Annotated in this window: 15 protein-coding genes and 5 pseudogenes; 8 read left to right on the top strand and 12 right to left on the bottom strand. The window is 68.3% G+C overall.

The window, feature by feature from the left end; translation table 11 throughout:
* Positions 1–515: 515 nt before the first annotated feature.
* Both OHA72_RS46725 and OHA72_RS46720 read left to right on the top strand, forming a co-directional pair.
* The gene (locus OHA72_RS46725; protein ID WP_327002552.1) at positions 516–872 is read left to right on the top strand and encodes a response regulator; all 357 of its coding nucleotides are present in this window, start codon (positions 516–518) and stop codon (positions 870–872) included.
* Positions 873–1034: 162 nt separating this feature from the next.
* Positions 1035–2219 carry a GAF domain-containing sensor histidine kinase gene (locus tag OHA72_RS46720; protein WP_327002551.1) on the top strand — a complete coding sequence of 395 codons (1185 nt, stop codon included), beginning with the start codon at positions 1035–1037 and terminating at the stop codon, positions 2217–2219.
* Positions 2220–2350: 131 nt separating this feature from the next.
* Here OHA72_RS46720 and OHA72_RS46715 read toward each other — a convergent pair.
* From OHA72_RS46715 to OHA72_RS46670, 10 genes and pseudogenes are all read right to left on the bottom strand, one after another.
* A pseudogene (locus OHA72_RS46715) lies at positions 2351–3267 on the bottom strand (ABC transporter permease); the annotation flags it as partial.
* A 243-nt stretch (positions 3268–3510) separates the two neighbouring features.
* Positions 3511–3912 (bottom strand): hypothetical protein, encoded by a 402-nt coding sequence (locus tag OHA72_RS46710; RefSeq protein WP_327002550.1) that lies wholly within the window; start codon positions 3910–3912, stop codon positions 3511–3513.
* Between the two features lie 799 nt (positions 3913–4711).
* The gene (locus OHA72_RS46705) at positions 4712–5155 is read right to left on the bottom strand and encodes a hypothetical protein (RefSeq protein ID WP_327002549.1); all 444 of its coding nucleotides are present in this window, start codon (positions 5153–5155) and stop codon (positions 4712–4714) included.
* 174 nt (positions 5156–5329) lie between these two features.
* Positions 5330–5491, bottom strand: a complete 162-nt coding sequence (locus OHA72_RS46700) for a hypothetical protein (protein WP_327002548.1) — start codon at positions 5489–5491, stop codon at positions 5330–5332.
* Positions 5492–5518: 27 nt separating this feature from the next.
* Positions 5519–5748: pseudogene (locus tag OHA72_RS46695) on the bottom strand (transposase); the annotation flags it as partial.
* Positions 5749–5820: 72 nt separating this feature from the next.
* Positions 5821–6312 carry a winged helix-turn-helix domain-containing protein gene (locus OHA72_RS46690; protein WP_327002546.1) on the bottom strand — a complete coding sequence of 164 codons (492 nt, stop codon included), beginning with the start codon at positions 6310–6312 and terminating at the stop codon, positions 5821–5823.
* Positions 6313–6453: 141 nt separating this feature from the next.
* Positions 6454–7287: a hypothetical protein gene (locus OHA72_RS46685; RefSeq protein ID WP_327002545.1), complete on the bottom strand. Its 834-nt coding sequence runs from the start codon at positions 7285–7287 to the stop codon at positions 6454–6456.
* The gene (locus tag OHA72_RS46680) at positions 7284–7790 is read right to left on the bottom strand and encodes an RNA polymerase sigma factor (RefSeq protein ID WP_327002544.1); all 507 of its coding nucleotides are present in this window, start codon (positions 7788–7790) and stop codon (positions 7284–7286) included. The genes OHA72_RS46685 and OHA72_RS46680 overlap by 4 nt, the downstream gene beginning before the upstream one ends.
* Positions 7791–8087: 297 nt before the next feature.
* Positions 8088–8666, bottom strand: a complete 579-nt coding sequence (locus OHA72_RS46675) for a hypothetical protein (RefSeq protein ID WP_327002543.1) — start codon at positions 8664–8666, stop codon at positions 8088–8090.
* Between the two features lie 285 nt (positions 8667–8951).
* Positions 8952–9170: pseudogene (locus OHA72_RS46670) on the bottom strand (IS701 family transposase); the annotation flags it as partial.
* Positions 9171–9229: 59 nt separating this feature from the next.
* On the opposite strand from OHA72_RS46670, the gene OHA72_RS46665 reads away from it, so the two are divergent.
* The 3 genes and pseudogenes from OHA72_RS46665 to OHA72_RS46660 all read left to right on the top strand — a co-directional run bounded on the left by OHA72_RS46665 (position 9230) and on the right by OHA72_RS46660 (position 10550).
* Positions 9230–9637: a hypothetical protein gene (locus OHA72_RS46665; protein ID WP_327002542.1), complete on the top strand. Its 408-nt coding sequence runs from the start codon at positions 9230–9232 to the stop codon at positions 9635–9637.
* Between the two features lie 607 nt (positions 9638–10244).
* Positions 10245–10340, top strand: a pseudogene (locus OHA72_RS65170) (hypothetical protein); the annotation flags it as partial.
* 45 nt (positions 10341–10385) lie between these two features.
* Positions 10386–10550: a hypothetical protein gene (locus OHA72_RS46660; RefSeq protein WP_327002541.1), complete on the top strand. Its 165-nt coding sequence runs from the start codon at positions 10386–10388 to the stop codon at positions 10548–10550.
* Positions 10551–10603: 53 nt separating this feature from the next.
* Here OHA72_RS46660 and OHA72_RS46655 read toward each other — a convergent pair whose 3' ends face one another.
* Positions 10604–11971, bottom strand: a complete 1368-nt coding sequence (locus OHA72_RS46655) for a serine/threonine-protein kinase (RefSeq protein WP_327002540.1) — start codon at positions 11969–11971, stop codon at positions 10604–10606.
* 353 nt (positions 11972–12324) lie between these two features.
* Between OHA72_RS46655 and OHA72_RS46650 the strand changes: the two genes are divergently transcribed.
* Positions 12325–14430, top strand: a complete 2106-nt coding sequence (locus OHA72_RS46650) for a glycoside hydrolase family 6 protein (protein ID WP_327002539.1) — start codon at positions 12325–12327, stop codon at positions 14428–14430.
* Positions 14431–14961: 531 nt separating this feature from the next.
* Here the strand turns inward: OHA72_RS46650 and OHA72_RS65165 are convergent.
* A pseudogene (locus OHA72_RS65165) lies at positions 14962–15012 on the bottom strand (hypothetical protein); the annotation flags it as partial.
* On the opposite strand from OHA72_RS65165, the gene OHA72_RS65160 reads away from it, so the two are divergent.
* Positions 14990–15475, top strand: a complete 486-nt coding sequence (locus OHA72_RS65160; RefSeq protein ID WP_442788389.1) for a nucleoside hydrolase — start codon at positions 14990–14992, stop codon at positions 15473–15475. The pseudogene OHA72_RS65165 and the gene OHA72_RS65160 overlap by 23 nt on opposite strands.
* A 79-nt stretch (positions 15476–15554) precedes the next feature.
* Positions 15555–16805, top strand: a complete 1251-nt coding sequence (locus tag OHA72_RS46640; RefSeq protein ID WP_327002537.1) for a WD40 repeat domain-containing protein — start codon at positions 15555–15557, stop codon at positions 16803–16805.
* Positions 16806–16961: the final 156 nt, after the last annotated feature.

Raw genomic sequence — 16961 nt, 5'->3', positions numbered from 1 at the left:
GTGGGGCCACTCAGTCGCGCCTCCCGCGCCGGGCTGGCGACGCCGGTTCAACCGACCCACCGAGGCGTGGGCGCTGATCGGCATGTTCACCCGCGGACGCCTGCTCCTGCCCGCACCTGCGAGCTGATCCACAGGGCCATCCAGGGGGTCTCTGCGCCCGCGATCCGGCGTCACCTTGACCACCAACACCCGCCACCGTGAGCACGTAGACATCACCATGCTGACGCCAGGCCCCGAACTCCGGCCCGTACGTCCTCATCTTCAGTGACTTCTACATCCTCATCCTGAGCGACCGGCAACACACTGGGCATGGTCCCGGCCTACCAGCGAGCGGCGCGGGGGTAGCAGGGAATCAGCGCGAAGCGGGCACCTGGACAGATGACAGTTCGGCTGTACCGGTTGGGTGATCGACCGGGACGGTTTGGTCCTACCGGCCGTACGCGCTTCCCGGTAGCGGCAACGCGGTCTGAATGGCCAGTTGTAAAGGTTGGTGGATGGGCATTCGGTGTCTCATCGTGGACGACTCGGCCAAGTTCCTCACGGTTGCGCAGCAGTTGCTCACCGAACAGGGGGTCGGCGTGGTTGGTGTCGCCTTCGACAGCTCGCAGGCGCTCACCCAATTGGACGTACTGCGGCCGGACGTGATCCTGGTGGATGTCGGTCTGGGCGACGAAAGCGGGTTCGACTTGGCCGAACGCATCGCAGGCCACAACGGCTCGAACGGGTGGCCAACGGAGACCATACTGATCTCCACCCGCACCGAGGAGGACTTGCGGGATCTCGTCGAGGACAGCCCTGCCGCAGGTTACCTGGAGAAGGTGGCACTGTCCGCGCAGGCCATCCGGAATCTCCTCGCGCCGCGTTGTCGGTGAGTATTCGACCTGGGTCATCGTCCAGCCCTCTGCCGATGACGACCGTCGCGTCAGTTCACGTCGCGTGCTCGCAGCGTACGTCCGAGTTCGGCGTGGGTGAGGCGCCGGCACGCTCATTCAACATGTCGCATCTTGGAGGGCTCACATAAGCGGAGCGTCATCATGGAGGATCTACGTAAGCAGAGCGCCGATGCGCTCACCCAAGTTGCCGAGGCGCTGTCCGCGCTGCGGCACATCGCCACCCTCATCGCGCGGGGCGTCCCCTCGGCTGAGCTCTTCAATGCCGTCGCCGCGGAACTGGGACAGCTCATCGGAACCGACGGCGCGAACATCGTTCGCTACGAGGACGACGGCACGGCCACCGTGGTCGCGGCCTGGGGCTGGTGGCACGATGTGCCGATCCCGGTCGGTACAAGCCTGTCGCTGGAGGGCCGCAACGTATCAGCGACGGTCCGGCACACCGGCCGCCCGGCTCGAATCGACAGCTACACGAACGCCCCCGGACCGCTCGCCGCGCTGCTGCGCGAGCACGGCATCCGCTCGGCGATCGGCGCCCCCGTCTATGTCGAGGAACGCCTCTGGGGCGTCGTGGCAGCCTGTACGACACAGCCGACACCACTGACCGGCGACATCGAAGCCCGGCTCGCGGACTACACCGACCTCGTCGCCGCCGCCATCGCCAGCGCCCAGGCCCACGCCGACCTGGCCGCCTCCCGGACCCGGGTCATGGTCACCGCCGACCAGGCCAGGCGGCAAATTGAACGCAACCTGCACGATGGCATCCAACAGCATCTTGTCGCGCTCGCGCTGCAACTCCGCGAGACCGAGCCGCGGATCCCGTCTGAGATGTCCGACGTCCGGGAGCGGCTGTCCGCGGTGACGGGCGGGCTGACAAGCGTGCTGGACGACCTACGGGAGATCTCACGCGGCATCCATCCTGCGATCCTGTCCGAAGGCGGCCTACGGCCCGCGCTCAAGACCCTGGCGCGCCGGTGCGCCGTCCCGGTGGACGTCGACCTCTACGTCGACGGCCGACTCCCCGAACCCGTCGAGGTGGCGGCCTACTACATCGCTGCGGAAGCACTCGCGAACGCGACCAAGCACGCGCACGCCACGCACGTAAGCATCAAGACGGCAGTCCACGACGGTTGGCTCCGGCTGTCCATTGCAGACGACGGGGTGGGCGGCGCCGATCCGGCACGCGGCTCCGGCCTCATCGGGCTCACCGACCGCGTCGAAGCGCTCGGCGGAACCATTACGATCAGCAGCCCGCCCGGACGCGGCACCCATCTGCAGGCCGAGCTACCCATCGAACAACTCGACCTGCCGGCGGGTCTGGTCGCGTAGGGCGGCAACCATCTACCAGCCGCACACCTCGGCGTCGGGGCCAACACACACCTCAACGGCTCGGGACGACCGGCCCCGAGCGGCACAGCGCCCCGGGTTCCGGGCCGGGACCAGGTGATCAAGGGTGAACGTTACGGCGCGGCCAGTGCTTCGGTCGGTGAAAGGCGGGAGGCGCGCCCTGCGGGATAGATGCCGGCGCAGCCGCCGATCACCAGCGTGGCGAGCGCCCCTCCGACCGTTGCCCAGGCCGGCACGACTGTGGGCCAACCCTGGTAGGCCGCGTAGGCGCCGGTGAGTGCGATGCCCACCAGGATGCCGCCGACGCCGCCGAGGGCCGACAGCAGCTGAGACTCGGTGAGGAACTGCAGCCGGATGTGTCCCCGGGTCGCGCCCAGGGCCCGGCGCAGGCCGATCTCGGAGCGCCGTTCCAGTACTGAGATCACCATGGTGTTCGCCACGCCGACGCCGCCGACCAGCAGGGCAACGGCGCCGAGCCCGAGCAGGAGCCCCGAGAGCGTGCTGTCGGTCGCGGCCTTCGCGGCCAGCGCGTCCGACGGCCGCGACACCTTCACCTCGTTCGGGTGTTCCGGGTTCGCCGTCCTGGCCAGGATCGCCTGGACCGGCACGACCGCGTCGTCGCGGGTGCGGGTGTAGACGGTCGTCGGGTGGCCGTCGAAGCCCAGCTGCGCGATCGCCACCGGCCAGCCGATCAGCGCGGCGTTGTCCAGTTCGGGCGCGAGGGGCACCGCGTCGAGCAGGCCGATCACGGTGAACCATTGGTGGTTGAGCCACACCTTGACCTCGGGGCTGGGCGCGATGATGCCGAGCCGCCGGCCGCAGTGGCGCCGAGCACGACGGCCGGATAGGTCTCGGTCGCCGCGTTGAGCCAGGTGCCGCGGGCCACTGTGGCGTGGACAGCGTCGAGGAGGTCGGTCCGGGCGGCCAGCGCCGCGATACTGCCGGTCTGGGCTGCCGGCATGTCATGCCGCTGGTCGCGCTCGGTGGTGTCGAGTCGAGGTCCTCTATACGGCTGCGAGGGTACGTGACCTTTCGGCGTCGAGATGACCGTCGTTGCCTAGCCACGTACTGACGCAGCCGGCAACATCGGCGTCGAGCAGAACCACATCGGTGTCCCCGACGTCGGCGCCCCGCAGAAGAGGTGGAAACCGGCGGCCACAATGGGCCTGCCACATCTCGGCGACGTTCGGTTCGGGTGGGGCCACCGGCACAACCTACCGCCGACCGCAAGCACCGCGGACTGGCTGTGATCGTCCGAGGATCCGGAACCTGATCACCGTGTGGCGGCTCGAATGCCTGCGACGAGCGCGGCAATCAGTAGCCCGAGCACGAGCACGAGCAGTACAACAGGAACCAGCAATAGCGCCAGTGTCAAGATCAACACCACGGCAAGTTTCAGCGCGGGGCTTGCCCCCGACCAAGCGCCCTTGATTGCAGCCCAGACAGGGTTCTTTCCCCGTAGCTTGGCTTTCAGCCCCTCGAAGACCGCCTGCGTGGTGGGCCCTCGGCTTGCCACAAAATCGTTCAGATCGTCGGCCCAGTCCTCCACCTTCCGCGACGCCTTCGCAGCGGCGTACCGCAGGGCGGCTTCTCGCAGGTCACTCAGCGCAGGTGCGAGGCTCGTCGCCACGGGGGCGCTCTTGGTCGCGCCGCTGGCGGTGTTCGATGCAGTCATGTCGTGGTCTCCTCAGCAACAGTACCTCCACGGTGTCGGCTGGTTGATCTTGTGCCGCTGACACCGGTGCGGGCGCCGGGGCCTGCCTGCGCGCAGCTGAAGCCGGAGCGGGCTGGGCGCGGAGCGACCCCGTGGCGCCACGGTGCGCCGCGTCAGTGGCGCCTTGAAGACGTACAGAAGTTCTCACACAGCGGCTGGCTGGCTGCTGGTTGGCTGGCTGGTGGCTGTCCGACTCCGGTTGATCGGTTATGCGATCCCCGACTGGCCGACTGCAGACAGTGAAACCCGATCGTTGAACACACGGGCGCAGCAGCATCCGCTTCTGGCCGATGAGCGCGCACGTGACCTTGTCGGGTCGGCCAGGTCCGCGAGCGCACTTCCAGGCGCCCACCGCCGTCAGAGGGTCAGCCTGAACTGTTAGGCCGCCACCGGACGGAACGATGGTCAGTCCACGTCCTGCCGGGCGGGGAGGGTTCGCCATCTTCTCCATGGCGTCGCTGTCGGCCCGGGACCTGGATCCTGCCGCACCCGAGGAGGACAACTGCCGCGTCGTCGAAGGTGTATCCATTGCGCCGCATTCGTACTTCACCGCTGACAAACCACCGTTGACCGGGGCATCGAAGAACTCGAAACCTGGCTGCGGCAGCGAGGCGTACTTCCGACGGAGACATGACCGGCGAGAAACCCATGTCGCCATGCCTCGGCTGGATGGGCAGGCGTCGGGGTCTGAGCGGGACGAACGCTGCCGCCGACCGGCATACGCGGTCGGCGGCAGCGGAGCGCAACTCGGAGGCGATGGTCAGGCGACCGGAGCCTGCTGCAGCGCTTCCGCGAGCGCCTCGGCATTCTTCTTGTCCACGCGTGGGAACGTGAGCGCTACACCGTCGCCCGGAGTGCCGAACGAGAGGCGCAGCAGGCTCACGATGCCCATCTTGACCTCGGCCAGCGAGAGCTGCGCCCGGGGCACCTCGCCGAGGACATTCTTGCCGGGGCCGCCCAGGAACGTCTGCGACAGGAAGATCATGCGGTAGTTGGTGAGCACGACGAACTGCTTGCCGGTCGACGCCAGTGCCGCGCCCAGCAACCCTCCGCCTTCCGCGATCATCGCCTGGCTGACGACCGCACCGAGGCGACCGGCCGAGAACTTCCCGACCATGACCCGCGTCGCGACGAGCGGCTGCTCGCCGGGCTGCAGGATCGGCGTCACCTGCCCGAACGCACGGGTCTGGAGCTTCTGTTGCATTGCATCTCCGTTTCCACGCGGCGGACAGCCGCGATCGTGACGATGCTAGTGACTCGGGAGCCGATCTAGATCAGACGATCAGTTAACAGTGAATCTCAATTCACCACGTCCGACATCGAGTCGGCGAACGCCACATGGCGTTGTGCTAAAGACCTTTCGGTATTTGGGTGAGGCTCAGAGGCGTAGGCCGGTGTGGTCGAGGAAGTTGAAGCAGAGTTGGTAGCTGCTGCCGATGCGGTGCAGGCCGGTGTGGGCTGCGGTGTCGGCGTCGTGGAGGATGTCGGGGCAGAGGTTGGCCAGTTCGGTGTTCTTCAGGTTGCCCCAGACCAGTTCCATCGGGTTGAGGTCGTGGGCGTAGCCGGGCAGGGCCTCGACGGTCAGCCAGTGCTGCTGGGTGGCGAGCCAGGCTTCATGTCCTTGGAGCGGTGTGCGGACAGCCCGTCCCAGATCAGGATCACGGGTTTGCCGCGCAGGTGCCGGCGCAGTTGTTTGAGGAACTCGATGAGGCAGTCGGTGTTGTAGCTGCCGGGTTTCGTCTGGAAGATCAGTTTGGCGCGGGAACGGTCTGGCCGGTAGGCCAGGACGCCGGCCATCGACATGCGGGTCCAGGAGAACCGGTGCCGCACGACGGAGTGTCTGCCCGCGCGGCGCCCAGGTCCCGCGGACTACGGGCAGGAGGGAGAATCCGCTTTCGTCCTGGAAGCAGATCCAGGCGCCGGTTCGTCGGGCCCCCTTTTTATCCTGGGCCAGTCCTGCTTGACCCAGGTCTCGATCGCCGCGTCGTCGCGTTCCACCGCTCGGCGGGCGGGTCGTTGCCGGGTCCAGCCGAGGCGTTGCCGCAGGATCAGCCAGGTCTGCGACAGTGTGTACCGCACCCCGGTCACCCGTTCGATCACGTCGGCGACCCGCGCCAGGGTCAACATGTCCGTGCTGAACCCGTTGGCCTTTGGCTCGTCCAGCAGTGCGGTCTCGACTTCGGCCAACTGCTCGTCGGACAGTCGTGGGGTGCGACCCAGCCGACCGGCGCCGGCCAAGGCGTCTCTCCCGCCGTCCTGCCAGGCCCGGTGCCACCGCGACGCGGTCTGCGCCGACACTCCCAACTCGGCAACCACATCAGCCTGCCGCCGACCGGCTTCGAACAACTCCACCGCCCGCATCCGCCTCTCCCGCAACGCATCCACATCACGACCGGGACCACGACGCGGGCTTGTCGACCGCACAGCAGCAACCATGACCATGATCGTCTTACCGGGCAACCACATCGACCGACAACGACTCACCATAATTTCAAAAGATCTTTAGAACTGTTCCCACGGACCGTACATGCCGCCCTGGCGATAGCGTCGGGTCTCCCGGGTCCCGTCCAACCGATTGACTGTGGCCACGACGATGTTCTGCTCGATCCGGTACGCCGTGAACGTCATGACCTGGTCACCCGTCGGGCTGGGTTGGTCGCCCTCGATCGCGGGCCATGCGATCAGGGTCCGGCCGTCGGCGCCCATGGCGACCGGCACCAACGCCTGCCGTCGCGCGGCGCCTTGATTGCCGAGTTCCACCAGCACCAGTGCATCCTCGGTAGCCGGCCGGTTGGCCGGCTCCTCGACGAGGAACTCCGCGTACACCGGCCGCGCTCCTCCCGGCAGGATCACACAAGGGATGTCGTAGCCATTCGAACCATTGCGGAATTCGACGATGTCGTCGCTCTCACCGCAGAAATCAAGGCCCCGGATGGATGCGTTGCTCCAGTCGGTCTGGCGGATCTGACCGGGCTGGCCGCTCCGGCCCGACCCGGGTGTCGCTGGCAGCGATGTGATCGCGCCGCCGGAAGCCTGGCCTGTTGAACCGGTCGGACCGGAAGCGCTCGGCGGCGGAGTCGCTGTCGCGACAGCCGTCGTCACGATATCGGCCGGCGGCATCGGTGGGCCGATAGCCGATGCTGGCAGCAACGTGATCCCAGCCGCGACCGCGACCGCGACGACCACTGCCGCGCTCGCGAGCACCCGCCGACGCACCGTGCGGGTACGTGCGGTGGTGAATACCGCGTTCGCTGGCGGCGGCGTAAAGGCGTTGGGAGCTGCTTGCCGGAACGCCGCGAACTCCTCCGACAATGCCGTGCCGATCGGGTCGGTCATCGGTCCACCCCTTCATGGATTTGGAGCGCCGCAGCCAACTGGACGCGGCCGCGGTGCAGCCACGACTTGACCGTGCCGACCGCAGTCCCGGTCTCTGCGGCGATCTCGGTCACGGACAGGTCGGCCAGGTAGTGCAGAACGACCGCCCGTCGGTGCTGCTCGGGCAGCGTTCGCAACGCCAGGACAAGGGCTACGCGGTCCGGCTCCATGCCGGGTACCACGTGGTTGTCGTCACGCAGCATCGACCGCGACCGCTGCAGGCGGCGATACCGACTCATCGCCAGGTTCCAGGCCACCCGGCGCACCCACGCGACCGGATCCTCGTACCTCCCGACCGTCGCCCACCGCTGCCAGGCGCGGATGAACGCCTCCTGCACCAGGTCGTAGGTCTCACTGTTGTCGCCAGTGAACGCATACAGCTGTCCGGCGAGGTCAACGAATCTAGCCTCATAGAGTGCGGTGAAGTCAGCGGCAGACGTTTCAGGCTCCCCAGGTCGCCTCACGCCAACGCTCCACCCTGTCCCGCAGCGACGTTCATAACAAGGACACTCCGCCCGAACCTCAAAGGTTGCGCCCAGAAGCGCTCCCGGTGTCGCGGCTTCCACCACCGCCACGGTCACGGCTCCGGATCAGACCCGGACGGTCGAAGCGAGTGCTGAACCCGGGACTACATACGCCCGGTACCGATCGAGTCCCACTGAGTTGAAACCCGATCCCTCTGCGTCCCGGCGCAATATGGAGTGCACGGATCTGCCGCAGAGCGAGCGCGATTGCCGGGCGCGATGTCCGCGATGGTCAGGTCACTCTCGCCGCCGTGCCCTGCTGAACAGGCGGCGGGTGGCCGGGTCGCCGAGCAGCTGCGCCTGCCGGCGTTTCAGGGTGGCGAACGAGGTGCTGGCGTAGTCGAGGGCGCCGGCCGGGTAGCGGATGAGGGCGATCTGGTCGGTGAGGTCGCTGGCGGCCCAGCGGGCGACCAGGATCTCGCAGGACGTCACGTGCGCGCACAGTTCCAGCAGTACCGGCGGCATGGACGGCTCGATGAGCAGGTCGGCGCGGCTGACGATGACCTGCCGGGCGCGCTGGACGTTGGGCAGGAACGCGGTGGTGAACCACAGTCGCCATTCGGCGAGTTCGGCCTCGGTCGGTGCAGGTCCGTCCGCGGCGAACATCGACCGACCGTCCGGCCGCACGTGCCGCTTCCAGGTGCCGAACACCTGGCCGTTGGCGGACAGTGCGGCCAGAAGCGGTCCGTAGAACTCGCCGAGCTGCTCGTTGACCCGGGCGAGCCGTTCCTGCCGGCGCGAGAGATAGACATTGGTCACGTAGGTCCCGACAATCGTGACGAATGCGAGCACAATCGCGAGCACCGCGGCTGACATGCCGGCCAGCATAGGTGCTCGGCGCGGTCCCGCCGGGCAGGCGCCTACCGGTCAGGGCCGGCCGAGAGGTGACCCCATGGAAGGGGCGCCGGCCAAAGAGGCGATCTTGGCACCCGCTTCCGCCGCAGATCTCGCACGGCCATGGACTCGGCGATCTGCAGCTTCGGGGCGAACCGGTACGACGAGGCGCAGCAGCGCTCGCTCGTGCCGACTGGAGTGCGCACGACCATCGAGAAGAACGGCCTTCGAGACCGTGGGTTGATCCGGGCTGCGTTCAGCGATCGCGGCGTTCCAGTGCGCGCGTTCCAATAACCGCTGCATCCGATCCGGGGTGCGGTCTCCGACATACTCTGCGAGGGTCCAGCAGTTCTTGCGGGGCAGGTCACTCAGCAGTCCGCGCAGGTACTTGCCGGCCTGCCGCAACGGCTCCACCCGGGCACAGTACGAACCGAACCGGCCCAGCAGCGCACCGAGTTTCTCCCCGACCCGCCCAGCCTCTACCATGGCCGCAGCGGCCACCTCGCGATCTTTGGTTGTCTGCCTTGCCGTGATATGGACATGACGTGGAGCAAGAGCCACGAACCCGACTGCGTAACGCCTTGGCGCTCGTCCAACGGGACTTGGAGGCCAGCGGCGTGCGGCGGCAACTCCATATCGAGGACGTCGACGGCTCCTACGTCGTAGCCCTTGATGACGGTAGTTACTGGGGCGGCGGGCCAGACGTGGACGGCGAGGGAGACGCCGCCGCGTTGTGGACGGTGGCCGAAGCAGCGCAGGACTTGCTGGCGGTCGTCCTTGGCACGCTATGGCCGATCTGCCCAGGGCATGATCTCGGTCTGCACGTGTGGCCGGACTGGGCCGGACCAGACCGGTCTGCCGGCGCGGGCTTTGGAACACCGACGTGGTGGTGCAACGCCGACGGCGGACACAGGATCGCCAACGTCGGCCAACTTCCACCCGTCCGCACCTGAAAACGCTCAGCTACTGAGAACCATGCAAGGCGCCAGTCACAAGGTTATGAAGTGCGGCTGGAGTGCTGGGCCGAATGGCGTACCCGCATTCACCCATCGAGTCTTATCAAGGTCGAGGTGTACCATGAAAACACCACTGCGCGCCCAGTGTGGCACGATTGTCGACGCACGCGGTCGGTCGATCCGAATATCAACGAAGGAATCTGGCAGCGCACCCTGGTCGAGTTCTTTTGGGACAACCGCATCGGTTACACCCGACTTCTGCTTGAACCCGGACCCCAGGGACACCGGCGGCGTGCTGGAAGACGACTTCGCCACCCGTGCGGAAGGACAAGATGGACCTCCTCCGAATCCGAATCTACCTGACGCAACAGCTGGTGGAGCCCGTGCCTGCCTGATCGGAAGCACCGCCAGGTCCGCTTCCCGATCGCGACCCCGCGCTCCCGGCGGCGCTGACGTCGGTCATCGTCCCCAGCCAGGTGGGGCACGACGATCCGGGTCGCCGCCGATCGAGCGCATCGACGCAAACGCCGTCCCGGCGGATTTTGTCGAATTTCGCTGGGCGTACTCGCAGTGATCGTCCTCTGTGGAGACCTTGGGGGGAATCATGTGTTATCTCATCGTGTGCTGTGACGACACCCGGAACACCCCGGAATGGCGTCCGTCACCAACATTTCGCCGACTGTACAACGTACTCGATAAGCGGTCCGAGGACGGCGCCGCCCGGGCGTGTTACTACCAGGCGGGCGTGGGCACCGCTGAGGACCGTCCGGTCGGCGTCGACGGGCTCGGGCTGAACATTCCGCAGCAGGACACCGAGCCCGAATTGTCCGTCCGGTACGCCACGAGCTCTGAGCCCTACGCAACCTCGCGCCGCGGCACCTCGGCGAGCGACGCCCCCTACGGCTGGTGAGCCGGCGACGGCCTGGGAGAAGCTGCCGAAGTTGTACGACCGACGCGGTGTACTCAGTCCAGGAGAGGGCGCAGCAGGGCCGTGAGGGTGTCGGCGGTCTGTTCGTCGAGGTCCCTGTCGTCGCGCATGTCGTTGATCCTCCGCTGCAGGTCCTGGGCCGTCCTACGTTGCTTGCTGCGGCCGATGTTCTGGCGTAGGTCGTCGAGCTTGTCGCGCAGCTTGTCCGCGGTGTCGGAGTCGATCCTGCCGTCGGCGAGAGCGTCGGCGATGACGACGTCGAGTCTGTTCACGATGGCCTGCGGGGTGGTGGCGGAAGGGACGGGTGACGCGGCCGCGGACGGGGACGTCGGCGGGCTTGTCTGGGTCGGCGAGCCCGGTTGGGCGGTCCTGTCCGCGGGACGGGACAGCAGCATCGTGGTAACGACGGTCAGCGCGAGCACCAGCACCACCACCGTGCCGATCAGCCCGCCCAGCAACGGCCGCGACATGCGCCGCGCGGCGGGGACGTCCGGCTCCTCGGCAGGTACCGCCGATCGGGATTCGATCATGGTGGGTGGGTGTGGCAGTGGTGCCGATCCGACGGCGTATCCAGCGCGTGCGGTGTGCGTGGCCGGCGGTGGATCGGCAACGAGTATCGGCAGGGCGGTCGTGACCTGCGGCGGCTGGCCGGCGGCCGCGGCCAGATCCTGCGCCACGGCTTCGGCGCTGGGCCGTCGGGCGGGGTCGGGAGACATGCAGTCCATACACAGCCGGCGCACCTCGTGTGGCAGTCCCGGCACCTGCGGCGGCGGAACCGGCGGTCCGGTCCGGTGCGCCGCGGCCGCCTCCCGCCAGGTGGCGATCCTGACGGGCGGGTGCCCGGTCAGCGCCTCGTACAGCAGTACACCCAAGGCATAGACGTCACTCTCGGGCAACGCCGCGCCGGGCCGGAGCCGCTCGGGTGCCGCGTATGTCGGGGTGCCGACCAGCCGACCGCCGTCGGCGTCCGGTTCGCCGCCGCTCAACGCGGCGATGCCGAAGTCGAGGATCTTGGCGCCTATGTGGGTCAGCATCACGTTGCCGGGCTTGATGTCGCGATGTATTACGCCGATGCGGTGGGCGGCGGCCAGCGCCGCGGCGACCTGAGCGGCCATGATGGTCGCCTGCTGCCAAGGCAGTGGTCCGAACCGCAGCCGATCCGCGAGGCTTTGCCCCTCGACGAGCTCCATCACCAGGTACGCCACCACCGCGCCGCTGGGTAGCGCCGCCTCACCGTAGTCGTACACCTGGGTCACGTGAGGATGGGCCAGGCGGGCCGCGGCGCGCGCCTCGGTCCAGGTTGCGGCGCGCAGCAATGGGTCGGCGGCCAGCGGCGTGGTGAGCACCTTCACCGCCACCTGGCGGCCCAGGACCTCGTCCTCGGCCCGCCAGACCTGGGACATACCGCCCACCCCGATACGGTCGCGCAGCGTGAACCGATCGTGGAGGCGTACCCCAGAAGCCAACGGCGACATGGACACCAGTGTGCCCGGCCCATGCGGCCACGGTCCCACCGCCTGTCAGGGCCTCCGCCATCAGCTGGTTGTCGTGGTCACCGTTGCCGGAGCCCGGTCCTGAGTCCATAACGAACACTGTCCGATTTGCCTTATATGAACGCCTTTATGGCCGCTCGTATTATCTCCAACCTGTGCATCAGGTAACGAAGCCGCATCTTTGACTATCCAAACCCGCAAAAACTGCCATAACCTCCGCCCATGGGAGCGCTCCCGAGAGCTCTCGCACCAAGGAGGAGCAATTGGCACGTCCACTCCGCTCGCTGGCGAACGTCGGCGTGATGCTCGCAATTTCGTTCGTTGCCGTCGCAGTCACCAGTGGTGGGGCAGCGCAGGCGGACACCCAGCTCTGTGACACGTTCGGTTCGACGACGATCCAGGACCGGTACATCGTCATGAACAACCGCTGGGGCGCCGACACCGCGCAATGCATCAACGTGACTGACCACGGATTCGCGGTCACCGCAGACCACCACAAGCAGACGAATGGCGCGCCGGCGTCGTACACCGCGGTCTACTCCGGCTGCCACTACAACAACTGTTCCCCCGGCACGAACCTGCCCATGCAGGTCAGCCAGATCAGCAGCGCGACGAGCAGCGTCGCCTTCTCGTACCCAGACAGCGGCGTCTACAACGCCTCATACGACATCTGGCTGGACCCGACGCCCAAAAAAGACGGGGCAAACCAGCAGGAGCTCATGATCTGGTTCAACCACAGTGGCCCGATCCACCCGGTCGGCTCAAAGGTCGCGTCCGCAACCGTCGGCGGTCGTGCGTGGGACGTTTGGACCGGCAACAACGGCTCCAACGACGTGATCTCGTATGTCGCGCGGTCGCCGATCAACAGCTGGGACTTCAGCGTCCTGGACTTCGTCAACGACACGAAGACCCGTGGCAAGGTCACCGACTCGTGGTACCTGACAAGCATTCAGGCCGGGTTCGAACCGTGGGTGGGCGGCACAGGTCTCGCCGTCACCTCATTTGCCGCCAGCGTCAGCGGTGGCGGCGGTTCGACGCCACCCGTATCTCCTCCATCTCCCACGACTGCACCCTCCACGACCGCACCCCCGACGACCCCGCCTTCCACCGGTTCACCTTCGCCCGGAACGCACGTCGACAACCCGTACGTGGGCGCCAAGGGCTACGTCAACCCGGAGTGGAAAGCGAAGGCCAACGCCGAGCCCGGCGGCAGCCGCATCTCCAACAACCCGACCGGCGTGTGGCTGGACCGGATCGCGGCGATCAGCGGCGTCAACGGCGGCATGGGCGTGCGGGCGCACCTCGACGCCGCGCTGGCACAGGGCGCGGGCTACATCCAGTTCGTCATCTACAACCTGCCCGGCCGTGACTGCGCCGCGCTGGCCTCCAACGGTGAGCTGGGTCCGACGGAGATCGACCGCTACCAGACCGATTACATCGACCCGATCGCGGCGATCCAGGCCGACCCCAAGTACCGCAACCTGCGGATCATCAACATCATCGAGGTCGACTCGCTGCCGAACATGGTTACCAACACCAGTGGCGCCAGTGCCACCGCCATGTGCCAGACGATGCAGCAGAACGGCAACTACCAGAAGGGCGTCTCGTACGCCCTGAGCAAGTTCCACTCGATCGCGAACGTCTACAACTACATCGACGCCGCGCACCACGGCTGGATCGGCCACTCGAGCAACTTCGGACGGGCTGCCGACCTGTTCGCCACCGTGGCCAAGTCCGCCACGGGTGGCCTTGCCACCGTGGACGGCTTCATCACCGACACGGCGAACTACTCGGCGCTGACCGAGCCGTACGTCAAAATCGACACCACCGTCAACGGGACCTCGGTCCGGCAGTCCAAGTGGGTCGACTGGAATGACTACGTCGACGAGTTGACGTTCGCGCAGGCGTTCCGGAACAAGCTCATTTCGAACGGCTTCAGCCCCAGCATCGGCATGCTCATTGACACGTCCCGCAACGGGTGGGGCGGCCCCAATCGGCCGACCGGCCCCAGTACCTCAACCGACATCAACACGTTCGTCAACCAGTCCCGTGTCGACCGCCGCATCCAAGCCGGCAACTGGTGCAACCAGAGCGGCGCCGGTCTCGGCGAGCGCCCGAAGGCCGCCCCAGCCCAGGGCATCGACGCTTACGTTTGGATCAAGCCGCCAGGCGAGTCCGACGGTGCCAGCGAGGCGACCCCGAACGGGCAGGGCAAGGGCCTCGACCAGATGTGCGACCCGAAGTACACCGGTAACGCCGGCAACGGCAACAATCTGACCGGTGCTCTGCCCAACGCGCCGCTCTCCGGGAACTGGTTCCCGGCGCAGTTCCAGGAACTGATGCGCAACGCCTACCCGACTCTGAGCTGAAAGGATGACCACCTCGCCGTAGGCGAGGCCATCCCCAGGGCCCCGCCCATGGCCGTTCCTCCGGTCATGGGCGGGGCCCGCACCCGTCCCCCGACCCCCGACGAGTCGCGGAATGCCCGATCCCGGGCCGCCGTGCCGGAGGCCACCGACGCGGCCGCTGGGCGTACCGGAGGTGCCCAGCCAGCAGTCCTCGTTCAACGGGATCCGCACGGCGTGGATGTTCCAGGCCTTCATCGCATCGACGCCGGCCTGGTCGGGCTGCGGGCCGTCCCAGAGTCCCTTGCCCTGCACGCAGGTGAACTCGGCGCTGGCCCGGTTGACCCCCAGCAGCCGGTACGTCGCCCCGGCCCCGGTCACCAGGCGGTTGCCGGCGACGTGCAGCGCGGGGGCCGCCCCGCCGGTGTTCGGCGCGTTGACCCGGATGGAGAGCGGGGTGGTGGTCGTGGTCGCGCCGAGGTTGTCCACCGCGCGGGCGCTCACCGAGTACGAGCCGGCCGCGACGTTCGTCCAGCCGAACGTGTACGGCGACGTGGTGTCCGAGCCGAGCACCGTCGAGCCGTTGAGGAACTCGACGCGGGCCACCGAACCACCCGGATCGCTTGCCGTCGCGGCGAAGTATCCGGCGGCGAGCGCACCGGAGTGGAACTTCGGCTTGGATCTGCCCGCCACGCGGCGAGTGGTCGCGACCTGGGCCACGCCGACCGTCTACGACGGATTCGAGATCGGCGCCCAGGTGTTCGCCGGCAACCGCGTCTGCGCCACCCATCCGGTGAGCGGCCCCGTCCGGGCCGTCTTCGACCTGTTCCACGGCTGCGGCACGAGCCAGGCCGACGGCACCTGGGACCCGACGGCCGCCGACTACGCCGTCGCCGGGACGGGCCGCGTTTACACGCTCGCCGGGGCGGGCGGCCACAACACGGTCGCTGCCGACGGCACGAACGCGTGGGTTGCGGGCGAACGCGGGCAGCGGTACCTCGCCATGACCGATGCCGCCCAGCTCACCGACGCGATCGACGCCCTCATCGACGGGGTCCCGCGGGCCTGACGGCGCCCGGCCCGCGTCTGCCACAGTGCACATCGGACGCTCATGCGACGCCGGAACGCCCGACTGGCATCCTGGGCGGATGTTGTACGAGTTCGAGCTGCGCGGTGGCACGTCCCCGGTGCCGGTCGGGGCGCCCGATGTCGAGATCGACGGCCGTCGCATCCGCGTCGGCGCCGGGCGGCCCGCCGGCATGCTCACCGCGCTGCGGCTGGCCGCGCGCCTCGGCGGCGAGCTGTACGACGTCGGGCGCGGGTGGTCGTGGCGTGCGTCCGGCCCGTGCGCCGCGCCCCCGCCGCCGGGCAGGGTCAGGGCGACCTGGACGGCCACGAACCGGGTTCCCGGACCGGCGAACGGTCTCGGCGTCGCACCGGACGGCACGGTGGTCGTCGCCTACGACCCGCCCCGCGGCGTCAAGGGCCCGCCGACCCTGCAGGTGCGCACCGGGGAGCACCTCGACGTCGTGCGGTCCGAGCACCCCGGGCTCGGCACCCCGCTCGCCGTCGACCGGACCGGTGCGTGGTTCGCCGCCGCCGAGCGGAGCAGGCCGCACCGCCACGACGTGAACTTCCCGACGATCCGCACCGTCGCGCTGCACCCGGGCGGCGCCGAGCTGAGCTGGTGCCTCGGCGGCGAGTTCGGCTGGCTGCCCGGCGGTGGGCTGCTCGCGCTGACCCGGCACCCGTTCAACCGGAAGACCCCACCGGTCGGCCCGGCGGCGGCGGTACTGTCCACATTGGAGGTCGACCGCGTGGTCCGGGCGGTGGTCGCGGACCCGGCGGGGAACGTGACGGCGACGCTCGCGGCCTCGCCGGTGCTGGACGAGACGCTGTACCAGACGGCGAACCTGGCCGTCGTGGCCGGACTCGCCGTCGTGGCCAGCTGCCACCGGGTCGTCGGCCTGCCGGTCGACGGTGGCCCGCCCACCTGGTGCCAGCCGCCGGTCGGGCATCCGCAGAAGTTCGTCTCGCACTGGTACGCCGCGGCCGCAGACCCCGGCGGGCAGCTGGTCGCGTTCGGCGGCAACCACTGGCACGACGATCCGAACCTGCTGATCCTGGAGGCCGCCACGGGCCTCGTCCGGTTCGCCGTGAACACAACCGCGTTCGGGACCAGGGCGCCGGTGCGTGCACTGGCGTTCCACCCGGACGGGTGGCTCGCCGCCGGGTTCGGCGACGGTCAGGTGCGGCACGTGTCGCTGTCAGGGGAGACGGTGGCCTACCGCGGGATCCCGGGCAGCCTGGCCGCGCTCGCGTTCACCCCGGACGGCTCGGCGCTGCTGGTGGCCGGCGCGTCGACCAACGGCCTGCGTCGCATCGAGCTGACCCGCTGACGTCGGCCCGCAAGGGCGCTAGGGGACTGGCTGCTGTCGGACACCGTCGACAGCCCTGAGGAGGGCAGGCCGTCGAGCCGGGACGCCGTCGCGGCGCGGCTCGTGGCGCTCCACGGCGACAGGGCCGGCGGGTGACGGTGAGCCGCGACCCGAAGC

Origin of the sequence: Dactylosporangium sp. NBC_01737, from assembly GCF_035963215.1 — a bacterium.
Classification (GTDB): domain Bacteria; phylum Actinomycetota; class Actinomycetes; order Mycobacteriales; family Micromonosporaceae; genus Dactylosporangium.
This window is presented reverse-complemented; position numbering and strand designations above follow the sequence as displayed.